12 protein-coding genes are annotated in these 15623 nt (G+C 34.7%); 3 read left to right on the top strand and 9 right to left on the bottom strand.

Going from position 1 to position 15623, the window contains the following annotated elements; all coding sequences use genetic code 11:
* Window positions 1-3 precede the first annotated feature (3 nt).
* Window positions 4-891, bottom strand: coding sequence for a BadF/BadG/BcrA/BcrD ATPase family protein (locus LGAS_RS09110; protein WP_021314936.1), 888 nt, complete (start codon window positions 889-891; stop codon window positions 4-6).
* 242 nt (window positions 892-1133) lie between these two features.
* Between LGAS_RS09110 and LGAS_RS09105 the strand changes: the two genes are divergently transcribed.
* Together LGAS_RS09105 and LGAS_RS09100 are read left to right on the top strand one after the other, a co-directional pair.
* Window positions 1134-2591, top strand: coding sequence for a PTS sugar transporter subunit IIC (locus LGAS_RS09105; RefSeq protein ID WP_021314935.1), 1458 nt, complete (start codon window positions 1134-1136; stop codon window positions 2589-2591).
* A 65-nt stretch (window positions 2592-2656) separates the two neighbouring features.
* The gene (locus LGAS_RS09100; RefSeq protein ID WP_003648173.1) at window positions 2657-3673 is read left to right on the top strand and encodes a serine hydrolase domain-containing protein; all 1017 of its coding nucleotides are present in this window, start codon (window positions 2657-2659) and stop codon (window positions 3671-3673) included.
* A 53-nt stretch (window positions 3674-3726) separates the two neighbouring features.
* Here LGAS_RS09100 and LGAS_RS09095 read toward each other — a convergent pair whose 3' ends face one another.
* The 3 genes from LGAS_RS09095 to phnD all read right to left on the bottom strand — a co-directional run bounded on the left by LGAS_RS09095 (window position 3727) and on the right by phnD (window position 6871).
* The gene (locus LGAS_RS09095) at window positions 3727-4611 is read right to left on the bottom strand and encodes a proline iminopeptidase-family hydrolase (RefSeq protein ID WP_025012183.1); all 885 of its coding nucleotides are present in this window, start codon (window positions 4609-4611) and stop codon (window positions 3727-3729) included.
* A 161-nt stretch (window positions 4612-4772) separates the two neighbouring features.
* Entirely contained in the window at window positions 4773-5846 is a 1074-nt protein-coding gene (locus LGAS_RS09090; RefSeq protein ID WP_011679001.1) for a BMP family ABC transporter substrate-binding protein, read from the bottom strand.
* A gap of 92 nt (window positions 5847-5938) precedes the next feature.
* Window positions 5939-6871 (bottom strand): phosphate/phosphite/phosphonate ABC transporter substrate-binding protein, encoded by a 933-nt coding sequence (gene phnD, locus LGAS_RS09085; protein WP_003648175.1) that lies wholly within the window; start codon window positions 6869-6871, stop codon window positions 5939-5941.
* A 289-nt stretch (window positions 6872-7160) separates the two neighbouring features.
* On the opposite strand from phnD, the gene LGAS_RS09080 reads away from it, so the two are divergent.
* Window positions 7161-8456, top strand: coding sequence for an extracellular solute-binding protein (locus LGAS_RS09080; RefSeq protein WP_021314934.1), 1296 nt, complete (start codon window positions 7161-7163; stop codon window positions 8454-8456).
* A gap of 63 nt (window positions 8457-8519) precedes the next feature.
* Here the strand turns inward: LGAS_RS09080 and LGAS_RS09075 are convergent, their stop codons facing one another.
* The 5 genes from LGAS_RS09075 to LGAS_RS09055 are packed head-to-tail and all read right to left on the bottom strand — an operon-like array spanning window position 8520 to window position 15458.
* Window positions 8520-9446 carry a prenyltransferase gene (locus LGAS_RS09075; protein WP_011678999.1) on the bottom strand — a complete coding sequence of 309 codons (927 nt, stop codon included), beginning with the start codon at window positions 9444-9446 and terminating at the stop codon, window positions 8520-8522.
* 20 nt (window positions 9447-9466) lie between these two features.
* Window positions 9467-11212, bottom strand: a complete 1746-nt coding sequence (cydC, locus tag LGAS_RS09070; protein WP_011678998.1) for a thiol reductant ABC exporter subunit CydC — start codon at window positions 11210-11212, stop codon at window positions 9467-9469.
* Window positions 11209-13026 (bottom strand): thiol reductant ABC exporter subunit CydD, encoded by a 1818-nt coding sequence (gene cydD / locus LGAS_RS09065; RefSeq protein WP_003657391.1) that lies wholly within the window; start codon window positions 13024-13026, stop codon window positions 11209-11211. The genes cydC and cydD overlap by 4 nt, the downstream gene beginning before the upstream one ends.
* An 18-nt stretch (window positions 13027-13044) precedes the next feature.
* Window positions 13045-14067 (bottom strand): cytochrome d ubiquinol oxidase subunit II, encoded by a 1023-nt coding sequence (gene cydB / locus LGAS_RS09060; RefSeq protein WP_003653157.1) that lies wholly within the window; start codon window positions 14065-14067, stop codon window positions 13045-13047.
* Window positions 14067-15458 (bottom strand): cytochrome ubiquinol oxidase subunit I, encoded by a 1392-nt coding sequence (locus LGAS_RS09055; RefSeq protein WP_003653156.1) that lies wholly within the window; start codon window positions 15456-15458, stop codon window positions 14067-14069. Before LGAS_RS09055 ends, cydB begins: the two co-directional genes overlap by 1 nt.
* Window positions 15459-15623: the final 165 nt, after the last annotated feature.

The following is a 15623-nucleotide window of genomic DNA, read 5'->3' as shown; positions in this document are numbered from 1 at the left end:
CCTTTACTGAATATAATTGACTGCTGCTGTATTACTTCTGTCAGAAACCATAATTTTTATAGTAGGATAAACATGTTTTACTTTTGATGCGATTTCTTTCTGAATAATAAGGTTATTGACTAAAACGGATCCTGATAAGGCAAGATTTAGAGAAATACTTTCTTGAGGATAACGTTCAATTAAGTGAATAATTTCATCAGCTAATAAGTCGGCCTGATGTTGTAAGATCATAATTGCTTCATCATTTTGCCGATCGGCTTCTTGAGCAAGCTTTAATGAAAAAGCTGCTATTTCTGTACGATTAAGTTTGTAATATTCACTAACTATATTTTTTAAATTGTCCGCCTTAAAGTATTCAAGAATAGCAGGTGTTAAAGAAGAATTTTCTCCTCGATCCATTTTTTCTAATGCGGTGGTAACTGCTTCTTGGGAGATGCGATAGCCAGAACCAATATCATCTAATAAATATCCCCAACCGCCAGCACGTAAATATTTATTCTTTTGTTTTCCATATACAATTGATCCAGTACCGGCAATTGCTAAAAATCCATCTTTTCCTTCAAGACCATTTATTAAAGCCAGTTTGGCATCACTTATAAAAATAATATTTTTAGTTAATGACTTGAAGTGATCGTTTATTTTATCTAAATAAGGCTGTGGATTATCAGCACTTTCTAGTCCGGCAATTCCAATCAAAATTAAGTTACAAGTATTTGATGATAACTTTTCTGAAATTTCAGTAATAACGTTAATTAAATTCTTAATGGTTTGCTGTGGATCCAGAAATATATTTCCTGGACCAGCAGTAGTGGTAGCAATTGCAATATTATCTTTATAAGCGGTAGCCGTTATGTGGGTACCGCCACTATCAATTCCGATTACATAGCTCATGAGAAACCTCCTAAGCACTTTTTACTAATACTGTATGCGATTTCATAGTAACTTTTTTTATGTAACTATTCAATAAAACTTGAAAAAATATTTCACAAAATATCTAAAAATGCATAAAATAAACATAATTAAGAAAAAATATTTCATTTTCTGAAAAATAGTGCTATATTAAAGCCAGAAGTGATAGCGTATTCATTCATACGTTATATTAACTTTTGTTTCATATATCGGGAGGTATTAATATGGCTAAGTTTAATGCCGCAAAAATCACCTCTAAAATGTCGAAACTAGCGGGTAATCGCTATTTTGTGGCAATTAGAGATGGGATGGCAGTTATTATTCCCGTAGCTATTGTCGGTTCATTCTTTACAATTATTTCTCAATTTCCAATAGATAGTTGGAAAAAGTTTATTACTCCATATTTACCTGCATTGCAAGTACCAGTTACTTTTTCTATTGGTATGATGGCCTTGTATTCATGCTATGCGATGGCTGCTGCATTGGCTGAGCACTATCAACTGGATAGAAATTCTTCAGCTACTGTTGCAACGATGGCATTCTTTATATTAGCTGTAAGTCCAGGTACTTTAACAGCTAAAGCAGCTAAATTATCTGGCATGTTAGCTGGAACAGTTCTTCCTTCAACCAATTTTGGTGCACAAGGTTTGTTTACTGCAATGTTAGTTTCAATGATATCAGTTGAAATTATTCGTTGGTTTAAAGAGAAGAATTTAGTTATTAAGATGCCGGATGGTGTTCCACCTGCAGTTTCTAATTCATTTGTTTCTTTGGTACCAGCTTCAGTAATTATTATTTTAGCTTGGGTAATTAAAGAAGTATTGCATTTTGACTTGAATGCAGGACTTTTGGCAATATTGTCACCATTGTCTAACTTTGGTAAAGATAACTTTATTTCATCAGTTATTCCACCATTCTTTAACTCACTATTTTGGTTATTTGGTATCCATGGTGCTATTACTTCGACTCCAATTTATCCATACTGGTACAAGAACCTAGATGCAAACATGGCATCAATTGCACATGGCGTGAGCGCTGCTAATGCTCCAAGATTTATGACTGAACAATTCTTCCAATGGTTTGTTTATATTGGTGGTTCAGGTACTATCTTAGGTCTATGTATTTTGTTAGCCTTTATGTCTAAGTCTTCATTTGGTAAGACCTTAGGTAAGGCAGTTATTATTCCAAGTATTTTCAACATTAATGAACCTATTATTTTTGGTTTACCAATTGTTTTAAACCCATACTTTGCAATTCCATTTGTTGTAACACCTATGGTAACTGGTGCTTTGACATACTTTGCAATGGCTCTTCATTTAGTATCACGTACTATCGCTTTGGTTCCATGGACTTTACCAGGACCAATTGGGGCTTATATGGCAACTGGATTTGATTGGCGTGCTGCTGTTTTATCTATTATTAACGTCATTATTTCTATTGTTATTTACTATCCATTCTTTAAAGTTTGGGATAAGAAACAACTAGAAAAGGAAGCTAAAGACAGCGCAAGTAAATCTACTAATACAGAAGCTTCAAAAGGTAATAATGTTGAAGCAATTAATTTAACTGACAATAATTTATCGGTTGAATCTAGTTCTTTAAAAACAACTATAAGCACAAAGATAATTGCACTTTTTGATACGCTGAATAAGTTTAAGAGATTAGCAAAAGAAAATGCTTAGTGTTTAATAGGAAGCCCACTATAGCTAGAAAAGTTATAGTGGGCTTTAATTTTGGAGAAATATAAATGAAAAATACTAATGAAATATCTATATTAATGAAACAAGCAATAACTGATTGTGCTACGCCCGGGATAAGCTATGCCTTAGAAGATATAAAAAATAAAATAGTAGAAACTAGTTTTTTAGGGTACAAAACTTATGACAAGGAAATACCGTTAAAAGATGGCGATGTTTATGACTTAGCATCGCTAACTAAAGTTGTTGGTGTAACAAGTCGTATACTTCAATTATTGGGGAAGAAAATTATTGATTTAGATGATAAAGTAAGTAAATATTTTCCACAAATTAGTTATCCAGATATTACTATTAAGAATCTTTTGCTTCATAATTCTGGATTGGCTGCTGATTTATCCAATGTATATTCATATGCAAATAAAGATGAAGTGATAGATGCTATTTTTAAACAGAAACTTATTTATCCAACTGGAACAGATATGATATATTCTGATCTTAATTTTATTTTGCTAGGGATGATTATTGAAAAAGTGGATAAAGAGTCTCTTGATGAAAGCTTAAAGGTCCATGTCTTTGAACCTTTAAAAATGAATAGTACAGGATATTGTTTAAATAAAAATAAACAGGATTTTGTACCAACAGAAAAGACGGATCAAAGAGGATTGATTCAGGGCGAAGTTCATGATGAAACAGCTTATATGTTAAATGGAGTTTCAGGTAATGCAGGATTATTTTCTACAATTGGGGATCTAAAAAAGTTCTGCATAATGTATCTTCAAAAAGGAAGGTATAAAGACAAAACGATAATTCCATCTGATATAATTAATGTACTATTTAAATATAACTTTATGGGTAGAACTTTAGGGTGGCAAAGATGGAATAAAAATAGTAAAACTTTATGGCATACTGGATTTACTGGAACATCAATTGCACTTGATTTAGATCATTCTACTTTCTTTATTTGTTTAACTAATCGAGTAAATCCTACTAGAAGAAACCAAAAATGGATAAATGTGAGAAGATTGGCAGTAAGTCTATTTTTCAATAGCCCAGAACAATTACCATAACATCGTCATAGCACAAAAAACTAGAGCTTAAATTTGTAAGCTCTAGTTTTTTCTTATTCTTTTTCTACTGATGTAATAAAGTTGGTAATAGCATTAAAATAATCTTCTTGATCATCGAAGATAGAAAAGTGGCTTCCATTAGGACATATATGAGCTGTGCCATTAGGTAATCTATCGGCCAAAGCTTTAATGTCATCTGGATTCATGCTGTCATATTTTCCTCCTAATACAAGAGTAGGCATCGTAATTTTGGATAAACGATCCCGAATTGTCCAATTTTTACATGAACCAGTAATGTTAAATTCCGTTGGTCCTTGTAGGGTGACATAAACTTGCTCATTCATATGGTCAAAAGTTCTTTGCACGGCATCTGGCCATGGGGATATTCTACAAATGCAGCGGTGATATAGTTTCATCAATAATTCTTGATAATGAGGATCATTATAGTTGTGTTGTTCTTCTTGCTTCTTCATATATGAAACATCAGCAGGATCCATTGATTCGCGGTACTTATTAATATATTTTGCGTAATCTTGATATGAATCGACCATGTTTGAATCAATTAGGGCTTTCACATGTTTACCATATTTAGAAGCGGCATATTCTAAAGCAAATAATCCGCCAAATGATTGACCGTATAAATAAAATTGATCTAGATTCCATGCTTTACGAACTTCTTCTATTTCTTCTATAAAACGAGGAATTGTCCATAGCTTTGGATCATTAGGTTGATCTGAAAAGTATGATCCCAATTGATCATAATAGATAATTTCTATCTCAGGATGTATTTTAATGTAATCGGAAAAAGGCTCAAGATATTCATGATCCATACCGGGACCACCGTGCAGAAGTAAAATCTTAATCGGACCATGTCCTTCTTTACGAGTCCATACATGATAACCATTTTTTAGAGTTACTATTTTACTTTCATTAGCCATCTTAAACACGCTTTCTTTGTATCTATACAACTATATTATAGTGTGTTTTGTAATATGAGTACTAATGGAGAAACAAGAGTAAAGAAAAAAAGCCACAAGTAACTTTTTGCCAGAAGTTAATATGACTTTTTTGTGCTGAACTTATATATGCTACAGCTTTTTTAGCGATCAACCATTATTTTGATTTTACCATCAATAATTTTCTGCTTAGCTTTCTGAACTTTGATCCAGGTGTGATAAGATAAATTACCTTGTACTAGAGAAATACCCTTGTTTTTAAGACCGTAATTTAAGTTCTTTCCACCAGGAAAATCACCCTTAGCAGTTTGATTAGCAAGATCTTCAACAGCTACATCTGCGCTTTTGATTACAGAGGTAAGGGTAAAATTAGCTGGTTGACCGCCTTTTGCCTGGTAATTTCCAAGTTTTGTTTGATCCTCATCTGAACCAATAACCCAAACTTTTTGTCCTACCGGATTGGCTTGATTGACTTCTTTGGCAGCCTTAAAGACGCCTTGACCGCTTTTGCCTGCAGCTTGAAAGATTATATCAGCTTTCTTGCTGTACATTTCCTGGGCAATATCATGAGCTTTATTAGCATCCGAAAAGTTACCTACAGTTTGGGTTAATACTTTAATATGCTTGTGAAGTTTACGGCTAGTAGCTGCAACACCTTGAGTAAAACCAGCTTTAAAGGAATCCATTTCTTTACTGTCTTGTCCTAAAATAAGTCCCACTGTGTGGCTTTTTGTGGTGTAGGCAGCTGCAACGCCTGCTAAATAAGCTCCTTCTTGATTTTTAAAAGAGATACTAGCCAAGTTTTTGATCTTAGAAGCATGAGTATCAATAATAACAAAGTTCTTTTTAGGATTATTCTTAGCTGCCTTAATAATATTAGGCCTAAGTGTATAACCAACGCCAATAATTGTTGAAAAATCATTGTCTAAGGCTTTTGAGATGGTTGCTTGATAATCTTTAGGATCTTTAGGAACGAAGTAATTGTAGCCTTTATTTCCTTCAACAAGATTATTCTTAGTACCGTAATTCTTAACACCTTGCCAAGCAGATTGATTTAAAGAATTATCCTTAATGCCGTTGGTGTCTGAGATTAAGGCGATGTGATTAGTTAATTTTTTATTTGTTTGGTCTTCATGAGTGGGTTTGCTACAAGCACTTAAGCTTAGAAAGATCATACTTGCTATTAGTAATAGAGAAAATTTTTTATTTAGTTTCATTTAAAAACCTCGGTTAAAAATCTACTCTAATTTTAAACGAGAAAAAGGCCATCCTACAAGTCAAAGCAGGGTGGCCTTTAAAAATATTAAACTTATTTTTGAGCTTTTTTAGCTTCAGCTTCATATTCACGAACAATATTGAAGTTAGAGTCTTTAGAATCTACATAGCCATAGTGTTGGTAAATGTTTTCAAGGATCTTCTTGCCTTTCTTAGTCTTAGCAATATCCTTGAATGCTTTAGCAAGCTTCTTTTTGAATGACTTAGACATACCACTTCTAACTGAAACAGTATCGTTTGGAATGTACTTAGTGAAGTAAATTGGAACAACATCCTTCATTACAGCTGGTGCATCCTTAGCAGCAAGTGGACGAGCGTCTGAGAAGACAAAGGCAGCGTCAGCGTCTCCGTTATAAACTGATAAAACAGCTTGATCGTGTCCCTTAACTTGAACTAACTTACAATCCTTTGGTACATTTAAACCTTTCTTGTGAAGTTCGGCAATTGGTAGGACATAGCCAGAAGTAGAAGTTGGGTCTTGAACTGCGATAGTTTTACCTTTAAGGTCTTTCCAAGACTTAATCTTAGATCCTTTTTTAACAACGATCATTGAACGGTAGCTATCCATCAATTTATGATTTTGCTTACCACTTGGTTCATCGTAGCCATAGCGTTGTGCCTGAAGTAAAACGTCAGCTACACCACGTTTGTGAGCTAAAACATAAGCATCAGGTGGTAAGAAACCGACATCAACTTTCTTAGATGCCATTGCTTCAACCAAAGCGGAATTATCAGTTGAAACAGTTACGTGAACGGGCATGTGTAATTGCTTTTCAAGTAAACCCTGTAATGGTTTAGCTTTAGCTTCAAGCTTAGAAGCTTGGACACTAGGAACGAATTGAACGTTTAACTCCTTAGGAGTATAACCATCGCTTGATTTAGAAGCAGATTTACTGTTCGAGCAAGCTGCACTTGTTGCAGCGAGTAAAACCATAGCAGCGCCAATCAAAAATTTCTTTATCTTCATTTTTTCCTCCAGAACTATTTAATGAAGTTGACGATTTAAAGATAGCAGACTATTAATCGTAATTCAAGGAAAAATATGAATAATTATAAACATTATTCTTTATAATGTACGTATATATCCGTATTTTATATATACAAAAGCTACGTATAATGCGCGTTTTTCGCGTAATTTAAAATATAAAAAATTTCAAAATAAAAAATTCAATTTTTTACACTACAATATCTTGTATATGATTTTTACTTTGGTACAATAAATAGTGCTTCAATTTTTAAATTACTGGAGGATTTTGATGAATTTATATAAAAAGATTGCTTTAGGTTTAGTTGCAGGGGTGGCATTAATTGCTACTGGATGTTCAAAAGAAAATAAAGAAGATAGTTCAGCAGCAAATATTCCAACTAAAATTACAAAGAAAACTACGGTAACCTTTTGGCATGGAATGAATGGTGGTCAGCGTGCAGAATTAGAGAAATTAACTGCAGAATTTGAAAAGAAAAATCCTAATATTAAAATCAAGCTTGAAAATCAGGGTTCTTACATTGATTTACAAGCCAAGGTAAATTCGACACTACAATCGCCAAATAATTTACCAACAATTACGCAAGCATATCCTGGTTGGCTCTATAATGCTGCTAAGAGTAATATGTTGGTTGATCTTTCCTCATACATTAATAACAGTAAGCTCGGTTGGGGAAGTGCTACTAAGTCAAATATTAGAACTGAATTATTGGATGGAGCTAAAATTCAAGGAAAACAATACGGTATTCCATTTAATAAATCTATTGAAGTTTTAACCTATAACAAGTCCATGTTTGAAAAATATGGTATTAAAAAAGTTCCTACAACTATGAAGGAATTAGCACAAGTTTCAGAAACTATTTATAAGAAGAGTAACCATCAAGTTATTGGTGCAGGTTTTGATTCTTTAGCTAATTACTATACTTTGGGTATGAAAAATGAAGGAATTAATTTAACTGATAAAGTTAACTTTACTGGTAAAGATTCCAAGAAAGTTATTGATTACTACGCTCAAGGTATGAAGAAGGGCTACTTTACAACTGCTGGTTCAGCACACTACTTATCAGGTCCATTTGCTAATGAAAAGGTAGCAATGTATATTGGAACATCAGCAGGTGAAGGCTACGTTAAAAAGGCAGTCGGTGATAAGTTTACTTATGATGTAGCTGCGCGTCCTGGTAAATATACTATGCAGCAAGGTACTGATATTTATATGTTTAAAAAAGCAACAGCAACGCAAAGAACTGCCGCATTTAAATATATGCAATTTTTAACTTCTAAATCTACTCAACTTAAATGGGCAAATGCAACTGGCTATATTCCAGTTAATGATTCTGTTGTGAAATCTAAAGAATACAAAGAAAACACCAAGACTAAGCTTCCAGCTAAGCTAGAAGGGGCTATGAAACACTTGTACAGTATTCCAGTAGCTAAGAACTCAAACGCTGCCTATAGTCAATTAGATCCAATTATGGCTAAGATTTTGTATGCAGCTAAGAATGGTCAAAATGTTGATAATCAAATTAAAGCAGGTAAAGCAAAATTTGATGCAGCGTGGAAGCAATAAAAATAATTTGAAATAAAATAAGGTCGAAACTTCGTACTAAGATGAAGTTTCGACCTTATTTTATTATCTAATTCTAAGATTTAAAATCAAACCAATAAAGAATCCAACGGCTTCAGTAATAAATAGAACTTGTGTATTTTGCACCACTTTAGGAAATGATTTAGGTTTAGTTTGGATTTTCCAAAGAAAGCGCATGTTCTTATAGATAGTTGGAATACAAATTAAAATTAAAGCTACACTCCAAGGAAGGACACCAATCCAAATTGCCCAACCTGTTAAAAAGAAACCAAGTAAATAATTGAATACAAATAAATATAATCCGCCTTTGATTCCAATGTATGAAACTAGTGTGTGGCGACCATTTGCAATATCGGCATCATGATCACATAAATTGTTACCTAGCATTAAAGTAAAGTTACAAATTTCAGGTATTCCAGCAGCTAGAATAATTGGATAAATAAAGTTCCAATTAAAGGAAACCTTAGAACAAACATTGATGTAAACCATTACCAAGAAAATACCAAAGCCCATTGCAAAACAAGCTGCAATCTCTCCAAACGGTCCAGCAGAACTTGTGTGTGAACCCGTTGAATAAGAAATAGCAATAGCATAACAAATAATTCCAACAATCCAAATATAGATATTAGTTTGAAATCCAATCAGAATAGCGCAAACAGCTGAAATGATGAATAATACCCAAACAAAAGCTAAAACGTGTTTAGGATTAAGGTGATACTTACCAATGGGATTCTTCTTATGATCACCCGTTTTAGCTGCTTTTTCACGTTTATAATCCCAATAGCCATCATTTACGTTCATGAAAACTTGTAGAACGATTGTGGCAATACACATTTCAATTGTAGGAAAAATTCTGAAAAACTGAAAATTATATTCTGTATACATCATTCCTAATAATACGGGAATAATTGAATTAAATAGTGTACGTGGTTCAACTAATTCATAGTAGCCTTGCTTAGCTTCAGCAGACATAGTAAACTTCTTTCTATTTTTTAGATTAGTCCTTGATCCATTAAATAAAGTTGGTGGAAGTGTTCATTGTGTTTAAAGAGTTCATGCGGATCTCCTTGCATTGTGACTTTTCCATCTTTAAAGAAGAGAACTTCGTTCATATATTTTACACCTTGTAAGTGGTGGGTTACCCAAACGACTGTCTTATTTTTTAAGACATCAAATACCAAATTTAAGAGCTTTTGCTCTGTGAGTGGATCTAAGCCGACTGTTGGCTCGTCTAAGAGGACAATTTGCGTATCTTGCAAAAGTACACGTGCTAGTGCTAAACGCTCTTTCTGACCACCAGAAAAGCGTGCTCCAGCTTCAGCTACTTCGGTATCTAATTTCTTAGGGAGTGAATTAACAAAATCGGCTAATTGGACTTTTTCTAAGATTTGCATCATTTGATCAGCACTAGCGTCTGGATTGGCCATTTTTAAATTTTCATAGATCGTCGTATTAAATAAAAATGGCTCTTGATTTAATACAGAAAATAACTTCGAACGCTCTTTTTGAAGTTCAAGAACATTAAAGCGGTCGAGCGTAACAGTTCCTTGGCGAGGCTTTAAATCACCTAAGATTAATTGCAGGATAGTACTTTTACCAGCACCTGATGGACCAATTAAAGCCGCTTTTTGTCCTCTTTTTAGGGTAAGGGAAAAGTTTTGAATAATTGGATAGTCTTCTCCAGGATAAGTAAATGAAATATTTGAAACTCTTAAAGTGCCAGCAAAAGCAGGATCAAAATATTGTTGGGCAGGTAAACGGTTCTCTGGTACTTTTAATTCATTTAAGTGTTTTACAGAATCACTATATGTATGCCATTCTTCAATTCCTTGTCCAACTGGAATAAAGGCATCTGATAAAGGAAAGAGAGCTAAGACAACTGCTCCAACATAATTTGCTGCTTCTTGATTATTGGTAAGAGTTTGGTTCGTGAAATAAAGGAGGGCAACTGCCATCAAGCCAAAAATAAATTCAAGACCAAAGTCTCTAGCCCAATCAAATTTTCCAGACTTCTTTTCATATTGTCCTAAAGATTTTAAAGTTCCTTTAGTTTGATTGAAAAAAGCATCCCGTCTACCAGAAATTTTCCAGTCACCAGCGCCTAAAACTTGATCAGTAAATTCAGTGTAAAGCTGCGCTTTTTCTTCTTTTTCCTTAGTGCGAACAGCAGCTTGCTTTAAAAGAGAAAAGAAGGGAACCAATACTAATTCCGCAACTAATAAAATTGCGATTACTCCAGCTAGAGGCCAGGAAAAAAGTCCCAATAAAATTACAACGATAAAGCCAACTAAGTAACTTAAAATTGCCGGGAAAATAGTTCTTAAATAAAGATTTTGCAAGTGTCCAATATCATCAGTCAACAGTGATAAAATGCTGCCTGTTTGAAAACTTGAGCCAACAGCCGAGGTATTTCTTTCAGCAATATAAAAGAGGCGTCTTCTCAAAGAACTAGTAACGCGTAAAATCCAGTTGTGGGATACCAGACGTTCTAAATATCTAAATAAAGGCCGTCCAATACCAACAGCTCTCATTAAAACTATAGGAACATAAATCATCAAAATGTTTTCTGGACGCGTAGCGGCTTTATCGATGGTATAGCCGGCATAAAACATCAAGGCTCCACCACAAAAGAACATCACAACGCCGAGAAAAATTGCTAGAATAAAATTCCATTTATATTGTGCTAGGTAGGGCTTTACCCACCGTTCATTTTTCCAAGAAAATTTTTTATTCATCATAGTAGATCTTCTTTCAGTGGCTGAGTTAATTTCTTAAATACAGTTCCGTTTTTTGCTAGATCATCAGGAGTACCTTGTTCAACAATTTCCCCATTTTCAATAACTAGGCACCAGTCCATGTCATTTAGCCAGTGCAAACGGTGAGTTGTAAAAAAGACTAAATGATTTTCCATTAGTTTTTTCATTGGTTGCTTTAATTCGTATTCAGTTTCAATATCAAGGTGAGCAGTTGGTTCATCAAAGAATAGAATTTTGCGGTCTTTTGCCAAAAATGCACGTGCCAAAGCAATTCGCTGCTTTTGACCACCAGAAATACCACGTCCATTTTCACCAATTCGCGTATTTAAACCGTCTTTTAAACTGGCAACAAAATTATCTAAGTCAGTTGCCTTTAAAGCTGCGTCAATCTCTTCTTGGCTGGCATTCGGATTATAGAAAGTTAGATTATCCCTGATGCTGCTTGCAAACATGTAGGGATCCTGCGGAATATAAGTAATTTGATTTTGCCAACTTTTTTGATTAAGTTGAGCAAGATTTTGTCCATTAATAGTGAAGTTATCATCTTTAAGGTGCGGGGTAAGAAAACCAGCTAAGATTCGCATTAAAGTTGTCTTACCAGCCCCAGTTGGGCCGATAATGCCGACTTTTTGAAAGCCAGTAAGGCTTAAATTAATATTACGTAATTCATCAGCGGTATGTTTGTTTACTTTAGGCTTCGATTTCTTTTTTACGACGCCGCTCATTTTAGCATTTTTATTAACAGTGAACTCACTTTGATCAACATGACTATAGTTAAAAGCAAGATTCTTAGCTATAAAAGTACTATCTTTGTTCCACGTGAAACTAGATAGCTGATCTTCTTGTGGTGTAGTAGGAAAAGCTAAAATATCGAAAATCTGTCCAAGCGCATTTTTACCATTTAATGTTGCATGAAAGTCATTCCCAAAATCACGAATAGGTAAAAAGTATTCGGGTGATAAGATCAAAATAACCAGCGAAGGATAGAGAACCAAATTGCCGTTGATTAAGCCAATTCCAAGAAACATGGCAATCATCGCAATTGACAAGGTTGTAAAGAAATCAAGTGTAAAAGTAGACAAGATAGCTACTCTTAAAACGCCCATTGTTTTTTTACGATAGTTTTCACTGTTTTTGTAAACAATATTGCCATATTTTCTAGCAAGTCCCAAAACTTTTAAAGTGCTTAAGCCACGCAAGGCATCGACAAAATGATTTTGCAATTTAACATAGCCAGCATATTGCTTACTTGCCTTGCTTTGAGCTGCTGTTCCGAGAATTATCATAAATAGGATCAGCAAAGGAAATACTAATAATAGAATCCAGCCTGACAGAGCATTTAGGGTGAAAATATAAATCAAAATAACCCAAGGAACAATTGCAAGGGCAATTAATTTTGGAAAAATTAAAGATAGATAGTTAGAAATTTCATCCATTCCGTCTAGCAGGGTAGAAACCAAATTCCCGGTTCCAATTCTTGATACTAGCGCAATTCCCCCGTCGTAAGTTTTATTAAGTAGTTGTTGACGCAAAAGGGTAGTTGTTTGATTTGCATAACGATTCATGTACCATTTTTGAAACCAGTTGATACCTTGTCTTAATAAATAGAAAATCAAAAAAAGTAGCACATCTTGTGTAATTTCAGAAAAAGGTTGCTGTTTCCAAGAGCCAACAATTGCTCGGGCAAGAAAAATACCTTGTCCTAAAATAGCAAATGCTTGCAAGAACATTAGTCCTGCAAGCATTGCGAGCATGATTTTGGCTTTTGGTAATTTGAAAAGTCGTTTATCAATCATTTTTATTCCTGTTCTAGATTAGGCGTTTTGATTTACTTTAATCCGGCGTCTAAAGACTACATATGACCAGATAATGTAAACCAAGGCAATTGGCAAGAGAATAAGAGCAACAATTGTCATTACCTCAAGTGTCAATTTAGAGTTAGCAGCAGTCTTAATCAAGAGTGAGTGTGCTGAATCGGTTGCGATTAAAACGCGTGGGAAAAGTCCATTGAACAAGAGTCCAACAACACCCACTAAAGTTAAGCCACTTGTTACAAAGGCTGCTACTTGTTTGTTCTTAATCAAAGATATATCTGACCAAGCAGTTAGGACGACAATAATTAAAGTAATAATTGTTGAGGAAATTGGTCTTAACTTGAAGAAATCAGTTTGGAAGAAGACTAGCAAGGCAAAAACAACTTCACCTAAGTAGGCCACAAGATAAAGCTTTTCATTTAGACTAGCAGCACGCTCGCTTAATTCTGGATCATCAATTCTTAATCTTAAGAAGTTAATTCCATGGATTAAGCAAAGAAGTACGCCGGCAACACCAGCAACAACTGAGAGTGGATTAACAATATTCCAAACACTTAAGCTCATATTTCCTTGAGCATCAATTGGAACACCTTGAATCAAGCTACCAAACATCATTGTTAGGAAAAATGGTGCTAATAAACTACCCCAAAATAGAGCGCTAGTCCAAATTCTAAAACCATGTTCAGTTTCTGCATGAGCAGAGAACTCAAATGACACCCCTCTGATAATTAGAGCAAATAAAGTAAAGAATAGCAAAATGTAATAGCCACTAAATAGACTTGCGTACCAGTCGGAGAATGAAGCAAACATAGCACCACCAGCTGTGATTAGCCATACTTCATTTCCATCCCAGTGAGGTCCGATAGTTTCCATCATGAGATGTTTTTCTTGATCATTTCTTGCTAAAAACTTTGTTGCCATCCCTACACCATAGTCAAAACCTTCAGTGAAGTAGAAGATCATGAATAGGAGGCCGATTAATAAGAACCAAAGCAACTGTAAAAAATCAATTCCGTCGATCATTAGTATGCACCCCTTTCAAGTGCACCAGCTACACCCATGTCAAGCTGACGTTTGCAGTAATAGATCATTACTCCGCCAAGAGTTGAGAAGATTAGGAAGTACATAATATTCGTGAACCAAAGCTCGCCGGTTGTTGTACTTGCAGAAATTGAGTCTGCAATTGTGAAGAGTCCGTAAACAGTCCATGGAAAACGACCAAGTTCTGTAATGAACCAACCACAAGTATTAGCAACAAATGGAAGGAAGGTAGAAATACCTAAGATCCATAGGAACCAACGCTTGTTTTCAATTGTATTCTTCTTTGGACGAGTCCAAATTAAACCTAGAATTGAAAGTAGTGCAAATAAAGCACCAAAACCTGCCATAATTCTGAAACTATAGAACAAGGTCTTAACAGGAACATAATAGCTCATGTCCTTGCCGAACTTCTTGTCATATTTTGCATGCAATTCTTTGTTAATTTGATTCATACCTTTGATAGAACCACTAGTCTTGTGGTAGGTAAGAATAGTTAAGACATCAGGAATAGAAATTGCACCTTCATTTTTATGTTCTTTGGTATTTAAGTTAGCAACAATATCCCAAGGAGCGTGATCACCAGTAGTATCATAAACACCTTCAGTTGCAGCAAACTTCATTGGTTGTTCATGAATTTCAACTTGAGTTTGGTAATCGCCTGCACCAATTTCAGCAATTGAAGCAAACAGAGCAATCCATAAAGCAACGCGCATTGACTTCTTGTGGAAGTTGACATCGCGCTTTCTAAGTAAGCCAAAAGCAGCCATACCAATTACTACAAATGATGCAGTAACGATCGCACCGATTACTACGTGTGGGAAACTAGCCCAAAGTTGTTCATTTGCAATTAAAGCCCAGAAGCTAGCCATTTGTGCTTTACCATTTTTAATGACATAGCCAACAGGGTGTTGCATGAAGGCGTTAGCCGTTAAAATCCAGATCGCACTTAACATTGATCCAATAAAAGAAATCCAAACTAAAGCACAGTGCAGACCTGGTTTAAACTTATCCCAAGTAAACATCCATAAGCCAATGAAGGTTGATTCCATAAAGAAAGCAAGTAAGGCTTCAATAGCTAATGGAGCACCAAAAATATCTCCCATAAAACGAGAGTAGTCAGACCAGTTCATTCCGAATTGGAATTCCTGAATAATACCTGTAACTACCCCGACAGCAAAGCTCAAGAGATAAATTTTTCCCCAGAACTGAGCCATCTTTTTATATACTTCGTCCTTTTTAACGACATAGAGTGTTTCCATAATTGATACAATGAATCCCATCCCGATAGAGAAAGGAACAAAGAAGAAGTGGAATACTGTAGTCATTGCGAATTGGAAGCGGGCAAGATCTAACATTGTTACACCCGATAACATTTTCATTCACCTATTTCTATATCCACATATATAACATCTGTTACCTTAAGCATATACTTTCTTGATGACGTTTTCAATAATATATAAGAATAAGTTTATAAATTTTAGCTTGCTTAAAATTAGAATAAAAAACAGAACTTCAATTCTGAAGTTCTGTTAAGTAAG

Source organism: Lactobacillus gasseri ATCC 33323 = JCM 1131 (assembly GCF_000014425.1).
GTDB classification, from domain to species: Bacteria; Bacillota; Bacilli; order Lactobacillales; family Lactobacillaceae; genus Lactobacillus; species Lactobacillus gasseri.
The sequence above is the reverse complement of the archived record's forward strand: the minus strand, read 5'-3'. Positions and strand labels throughout refer to the sequence as shown.

Coding starts and splice junctions, on each gene's coding strand:
- LGAS_RS09110 (WP_021314936.1), bottom strand. CDS start 891: ATGAGCTATGTAATCGGAATTGATAGTGGCGGTACCCACATAACGGCT.
- LGAS_RS09105 (WP_021314935.1), top strand. CDS start 1,134: ATGGCTAAGTTTAATGCCGCAAAAATCACCTCTAAAATGTCGAAACTA.
- LGAS_RS09100 (WP_003648173.1), top strand. CDS start 2,657: ATGAAAAATACTAATGAAATATCTATATTAATGAAACAAGCAATAACT.
- LGAS_RS09095 (WP_025012183.1), bottom strand. CDS start 4,611: ATGGCTAATGAAAGTAAAATAGTAACTCTAAAAAATGGTTATCATGTA.
- LGAS_RS09090 (WP_011679001.1), bottom strand. CDS start 5,846: ATGAAACTAAATAAAAAATTTTCTCTATTACTAATAGCAAGTATGATC.
- phnD (WP_003648175.1), bottom strand. CDS start 6,871: ATGAAGATAAAGAAATTTTTGATTGGCGCTGCTATGGTTTTACTCGCT.
- LGAS_RS09080 (WP_021314934.1), top strand. CDS start 7,161: ATGAATTTATATAAAAAGATTGCTTTAGGTTTAGTTGCAGGGGTGGCA.
- LGAS_RS09075 (WP_011678999.1), bottom strand. CDS start 9,446: ATGTCTGCTGAAGCTAAGCAAGGCTACTATGAATTAGTTGAACCACGT.
- cydC (WP_011678998.1), bottom strand. CDS start 11,212: ATGATGAATAAAAAATTTTCTTGGAAAAATGAACGGTGGGTAAAGCCC.
- cydD (WP_003657391.1), bottom strand. CDS start 13,026: ATGATTGATAAACGACTTTTCAAATTACCAAAAGCCAAAATCATGCTC.
- cydB (WP_003653157.1), bottom strand. CDS start 14,067: ATGATCGACGGAATTGATTTTTTACAGTTGCTTTGGTTCTTATTAATC.
- LGAS_RS09055 (WP_003653156.1), bottom strand. CDS start 15,458: ATGTTATCGGGTGTAACAATGTTAGATCTTGCCCGCTTCCAATTCGCA.